This window comes from Nostoc sp. UHCC 0251, from assembly GCF_034932245.1.
Taxonomy (GTDB): domain Bacteria; phylum Cyanobacteriota; class Cyanobacteriia; order Cyanobacteriales; family Nostocaceae; genus Nostoc.
The window spans coordinates 1-5,579 of sequence record NZ_JAYGHD010000466.1 but is presented as its reverse complement, the minus strand read 5'-3'; the positions used below and the strand labels follow the sequence as shown (position 1 = coordinate 5,579).

Genomic DNA, 5,579 nt, shown 5'->3' with positions numbered 1-5,579 from the left:
CAAGGAACTGAAGTTCCTTGCTAATAGCAAAAGTCATCTGAAGATGACTAAATATACTCAAAAATCTTGAGTCTACTAAAGTAGACTTTAGCTGTTAGCCTGGGAATTAATTCCCAGGCGGGTGAGGAAGCTAACAGATAAGATGTAGGTTGGGTTGAGCAACGCGAAACCCAACATTGATCGGAGTGTTGGGTTTCGTTCCTCAAACGCCACGTGCTACAAGTCGGCATAGCCGCCCAACGCAGTGGCTCCCCAACCTACAAATTTTATTGCTAAACCCTATTGGATTTTACTCAACTCACGATCGCACCCGACACCCCATTCATAGATCCATTTGCAGAAGAAAGCTTCACAGAATCAGCTGCTAAAGAATTGGTGGGTTTGGAATTACCTACTACGCTTTGCTTTTTCTTGGTATTACCCCGTCGCGCACCACCCGCCATCTCGTATTCTGGGCTGGTTTTACCGTAACGGCTGCCAACTCCTAGTAACATTTTTTCTGATATCGCTATTACAGCCTTTTCTGCGTTATTCACGTCATCTGTGAGTTTGTCAATGGTAGATAATGCAGTGTTGTAGGCAGCAAGCTTAGACCGGAGATCGTTAATTGTCATGGTGTAAGCTTCTATAGTCAATCCTTGGCCAAAGTCAAGTTCTACACTGATAGATTGTAAACTTTCAATCCGGCGATCGGCTCGTTCTAAAACGCTGGAATTTCTTTTACGACGTGCCATAATGCATCTCTGCTACTAGGGTGTTAGTACTGTTTTATACCAAAATGCTTCTGATTGTCATGGGAAAATATAGCAAATCAGTTGCGTAGGTGTAGCCCGTCGTAGACATCGCATCTCAAAAAATTTAGTTAATTTCACTTAAACTATATTTTATTCTAGGTACTAAATAGATTCATAAGTTCGTTACAACAATTGCTGCAATGATTTAAGCCTTTCTTATACATGGAAGAACATTAGTTGCAAAGCATTAAACAATTGCAGCAACGACTTATACATTTGCAAGAAAAACTTAAGCCTTTCTTATACATGGAAGAACATTTGTTGCAAAGCATTAAGCGTTTGCAGCAACGACTTATACATTTGCAAGAAAAACTTAAGCCTTTCTTATACATGAAGTAATCTTAGCTGCAAAGGTTTAAATTTTCACAGCCTCAAGCCTAAGAGCGTAGGCGTAGCCCGTCGTAGACATGGCTTTTGCTTGTTTAAAATGGTAGCTTCATTTACGCCGTGCTGTACTAAGGTGGGGAAATCTCCAAATCTTTGCAAATCTTGATAGCTAGAATCTCAACAATCTCAGTATGTCTTGGAACTGCCGAGGTTCTATTGTTTGATGGATTGTAATAAATCGTATGCCTTCCACCCTCTCGAAGAAACAAACAGCCGTTCTTTTCCAAATAGCGAATCAATTCACGTCTTTTCACTATAATTTGACAGTAATCTGTTCACGGACGACATCTTTACCGGAAAGTTGTTGCTCTGCGAGTTCCCGATTTGAGATTAAAATCAACTCTATCGCTTCCCGTAGACTTTCTCTAGCTTCTTCCAGAGTTCTCTCTTGGACATTAGCACCGGGTAACTCTTGAACGTAACCGACATACCAATCATCTATCTTTTCATATACAGCAGTGAAAGAATTTTCCATATAATTTGCTCTTGAAATGGATTAACAATGCCTAACATACCCAACTCACTAAACCGTCACTCCCTCCAACTGCTCATCTGTCAACTCATACAACTGACGTAGCTTATCTAACTTATCAGCATCAGCTTCCCAGAAGCCTCGCCCATGCGCCTCCAGCATTCTCCCTAAAATATTGCGAAAAGCTTCAGGATTTGCCTTGCGTAATTTCTCCGCCATCTCTGCATCTAACGCATAAGTATCTGCGGCTTGGTCATAAACCCAATCATCGGTAAAATCGGCAGTACCACCCCAACCAATCAACGCCGTCATCCGCTGGGAAATTTCAAACGCACCACCAGAACCTTGATTCGCCATCGCTTGCGCCCATTTGGGATTTACCAACTTGGTGCGATACTCCATTCGCAGCAAATCATCTAAATTGCGGGGTGTAGTATCCTTCGAGAAACTTTCCACAAAGCTGGTTGTAACCTTCTTACCGCTTTGTTTTTCTGCTGCCTTTTTCAAACCGCCAGTATTAGCGTAATATTCTTGAATATCAGTTAAACCATATTCTACCGAATCAATTTCTTGAACAATGCGATCGCTAGTTTTTAACAAAGTATTCAAAATTTCCGGTCTAGCTTGACCTTTATCTTCTCTCCCATAGCTAAACACGTTGCGACTTTGCCAAGTATTGCCTAACTCCTCACCAGATTCCCAGTTACCATCAACCACTCTATCATTCACCAAAGAACCAAAATCACCCGCCGGATTAGAAAACAATCTCGCCGATGCATTTTCCACACCTTGGGCTTTCAAAGCTAAAGCGTGTCTTCTAATAAAATTCTGATCTTCCGATTCATCAGCATCAGCCGCCCGTTGAAATAAATCATCCAACAATTCGATGATATTTACAAAACTATCTCGGAAAATTCCAGACAAATTACCCAACACATCAATTCGGGGATGTCCAACCTCAGCCAACGGCTTTAATTCATAACGAACAATTCTGCCAGTTCCTTCTTTAACAGGTTCAGCCCCCACCAATTCCAACAGAATCCCCAAAGATTCACCCTTAGTTTTAATTGCATCCAATCCCCACAACATCACCGCCACCGTTTCAGGATATGTCCCATGTTCTTCCAAATGCTGGGCGATAATTTTTTGAGCAATTTCCCGTCCCCGTTCATAAGCAGCAGGTGAAGGCATCCGATAAGGATCTAAAGCATGAATATTTCTCCCAGTCGGTAAAACACCAGCCCCATCTCGCAACAAATCTCCACCAGGCGCAGGCGGAATATACTCCCCATTCAACCCTCTTAACAAATTTGTTAACTCATCCGTAGATTGCATCAACAAGTCTTTGATTAGTTTTTCTTCTTCTCTTTCTTCTTGATTATCACCAAAATATGCCTCCAAATAAGAAGCCAATTCCTCCTCATTTGGTGCTTCCCCCAACGTATGCAACCCAGAAGAAAACAACCGATTTTCTAAAACTTGTAAATATTCGTACAACTCCACCAAATAATCATCAAAAGCATGAGCGCTAAACATCCGAATATTTTCTGGAGTAAACGCAATACCCAAGCGTTTAGCATCCTCAAACGGACAATCTGCATCCAAGCCAGAGTCCACAATTTTTTTACAAATCCCTTCCTTCAAAACATAATTCTTTTGCGGATCTTCACGATACTCCGAAATCAAATCCCGCAATGCCACCAATTCTTTATATAAACCTGCGCGACCATAAGGTGGTACATTATGAGAAATTAATACACCATAACCGCGACGTTTTGCCAACATCGATTCCGAAGGATTATTCGCCGCATATATATATAGATTAGGCAAATTTCCTAACAGAATATCCGACCAAGAATAACCCGTATTCCCCAACGGAGAACCAGGCAACCATTCCACCGTCCCATGCATTCCAAAGTGAACTATAGCATCAGCTTGAAACTCATTTTGCAGCCATTTATAATAAGCAGCATATTGCGGATGTGGCGTTAAATCCCGTTCAAACATTAAGCGCATCGGGTCGCCTTGTATACCCAAAGGTGGTTGTACACCTATCCACACATTTCCTAATTGCACACCGCCAATCTGAAAATCATCGCCAGATGTTTTAATTCCAGTCCCCGTAAGAGATTTCCATTGTTTTTCGATACGGGAGGTTTGCAGATATCCCAACCATTTTTCTAGAGTGCGAACATTGACAGTATTTGTGGGGTGGGCATCTTGCCCGCCATTATCAAGGGGCGGGCAAGATGCCCACCCCACAAGAGAATTAGATTCATCCGCTTCTTTCACCCAGCGAATCAATTCTTCGCCATCTTCCGGTAAATCCCCGACGGTATAACCTTGTTCTTTGAGTGCATGGAGAAATTTCAGCAAACTACGCGGCACATTTAATAATGCAGCTGTGCCCACAGCCCCATAACCTGGGGGAAACCCATATAAAATAATGGCAATTTTGCGTTCCGATGCAGGTTTTTGCCGCAAAGCCACCCAAGTTTTTACCCTACCAATTAATCGCTGCACCCGTTCGGGAACCAGATAAATATTTTCGCCCACTAAACCACCAAGGGGAATGGTATCAATAGCCCCATCCAATTCTGGTAATGCATATAACACCACACTTTGCAATCCGCCGACACCTTGGCGCGTCCACGAGTGAATATCTTGAATTAATAGTGGTGCAGCAACAATATAAGGTACATTCTTGGCAGTGAGGATGCGTTTTGCTACTTCTATCTGACGCCCAGCTTCCATTGAACCAGCGGGGCCACCCACTAAAGGAAAGCCAATTGTCGAAACGATCGCATCTACTTTTACTGCTTCACTTGATAGTGAGGGAGTTTCTATATTGCCTAGTTGTCGTTGCTGAATTTCATAGTCGGTTGTCATTAAATCTCGTACCGCCACGTGTCCTTCTACGCCGTTGATGAAGATGGGCAAAGGAGTTAAGCCGGCTTTTTCAAAACTGCGAATTATTTGGGGAATGTATGGTTGTTTGGTGATGACGTGTTTACGGTAGAGTAAAATCCCAACAATCGGTTTTGTAGAGACGCGATTCATCGCGTCTTCCCAATAGACGCGATGAATCGCGTCTCTACAATGGGTTTTATGCCATTCTAAATAGTCGCGGGGCGATTCAAAAAACCCTTGATAGTCGGGGTGGAGTAATCCGATGTTGGGGGTTTCAATTAGCGGGGGAATGTCACCGACTTTTAAATCTAAGTATTTTTCTGCTAGTGTCCAGAATAATGAAGCGACGTTTTCTGGGCCGCCTGCATTCCAGTAACCATAGATAATTAACCAGTTGCGTAAGTCTTGAACTTTTTGCACTGGGACATATTTTAGTAGTTTGGGGCCAATTTTTAAGAAGCTGATGTAACCAGCGAGTTTGTCTTCTTCTCGTCCGTTGCTAAATTTGTCGAGGATGAATTTGACTGGTTTGGGCATTCCTTTGGGTTTGTCGCCAATGGCAAATATACCCAGCTTGGTTAAACTCATCAATTCTAAGGCTGACTCGAAAACTAGGCGAATGGGAATTTGGGAAATGCGATCGCGCAACCACACAACCTGGTCATAATCAAATAGGAGGCTACCGAAAAACACATCAGCCCCATCAAGTGCTGCTTCTACCTCGGTGCGTTTGGTTGTAAGATCGCGATCGCTAAATACTCGAATATCCAACTCAGGACAACGAGAGTTAGCCAAAAAGGCTGCTTTCCTATACAAGTCAGCGTTGAACGATTCAAACCCAGCAACCAAGACGATGCGTTTCATGCCTGTAAGCTACGAAATATTTCTTTACTTAAATTTTAAACGTGCTTTCAGGCTGATTGTTAAATATCTACCTACAGATTTCGGTCATTTAGCCGTACTAGTAGTCTGCCAACCCAAAATTGTTAGGTGAGGGCTGGGAAAAGGGGAAAGGT

4 protein-coding genes are annotated in these 5,579 nt (G+C 42.7%); all 4 read right to left on the bottom strand.

The features are described from left to right. Nucleotides 1-293: 293 nt before the first annotated feature. The 4 genes from VB740_RS35615 to bchH all read right to left on the bottom strand — a co-directional run bounded on the left by VB740_RS35615 (nucleotide 294) and on the right by bchH (nucleotide 5,427). Entirely contained in the window at nucleotides 294-734 is a 441-nt protein-coding gene (locus VB740_RS35615; RefSeq protein ID WP_323204518.1) for a hypothetical protein, read from the bottom strand. 515 nt (nucleotides 735-1,249) lie between these two features. Continuing rightward, complete coding sequence (locus VB740_RS35610; protein WP_323204517.1) at nucleotides 1,250-1,435, bottom strand: type II toxin-antitoxin system HicA family toxin; 186 nt, start codon at nucleotides 1,433-1,435, stop codon at nucleotides 1,250-1,252. Further along, complete coding sequence (locus tag VB740_RS35605; RefSeq protein WP_323204516.1) at nucleotides 1,435-1,656, bottom strand: type II toxin-antitoxin system HicB family antitoxin; 222 nt, start codon at nucleotides 1,654-1,656, stop codon at nucleotides 1,435-1,437. Before VB740_RS35605 ends, VB740_RS35610 begins: the two co-directional genes overlap by 1 nt. 48 nt (nucleotides 1,657-1,704) lie before the next feature. Then, nucleotides 1,705-5,427: a magnesium chelatase subunit H gene (bchH, locus tag VB740_RS35600; protein WP_323204515.1), complete on the bottom strand. Its 3,723-nt coding sequence runs from the start codon at nucleotides 5,425-5,427 to the stop codon at nucleotides 1,705-1,707. Between the last annotated feature and the right edge of the window lie 152 nt (nucleotides 5,428-5,579).

Coding starts and splice junctions, on each gene's coding strand:
- VB740_RS35615 (WP_323204518.1), bottom strand. CDS start 734: ATGGCACGTCGTAAAAGAAATTCCAGCGTTTTAGAACGAGCCGATCGC.
- VB740_RS35605 (WP_323204516.1), bottom strand. CDS start 1,656: ATGGAAAATTCTTTCACTGCTGTATATGAAAAGATAGATGATTGGTAT.
- bchH (WP_323204515.1), bottom strand. CDS start 5,427: ATGAAACGCATCGTCTTGGTTGCTGGGTTTGAATCGTTCAACGCTGAC.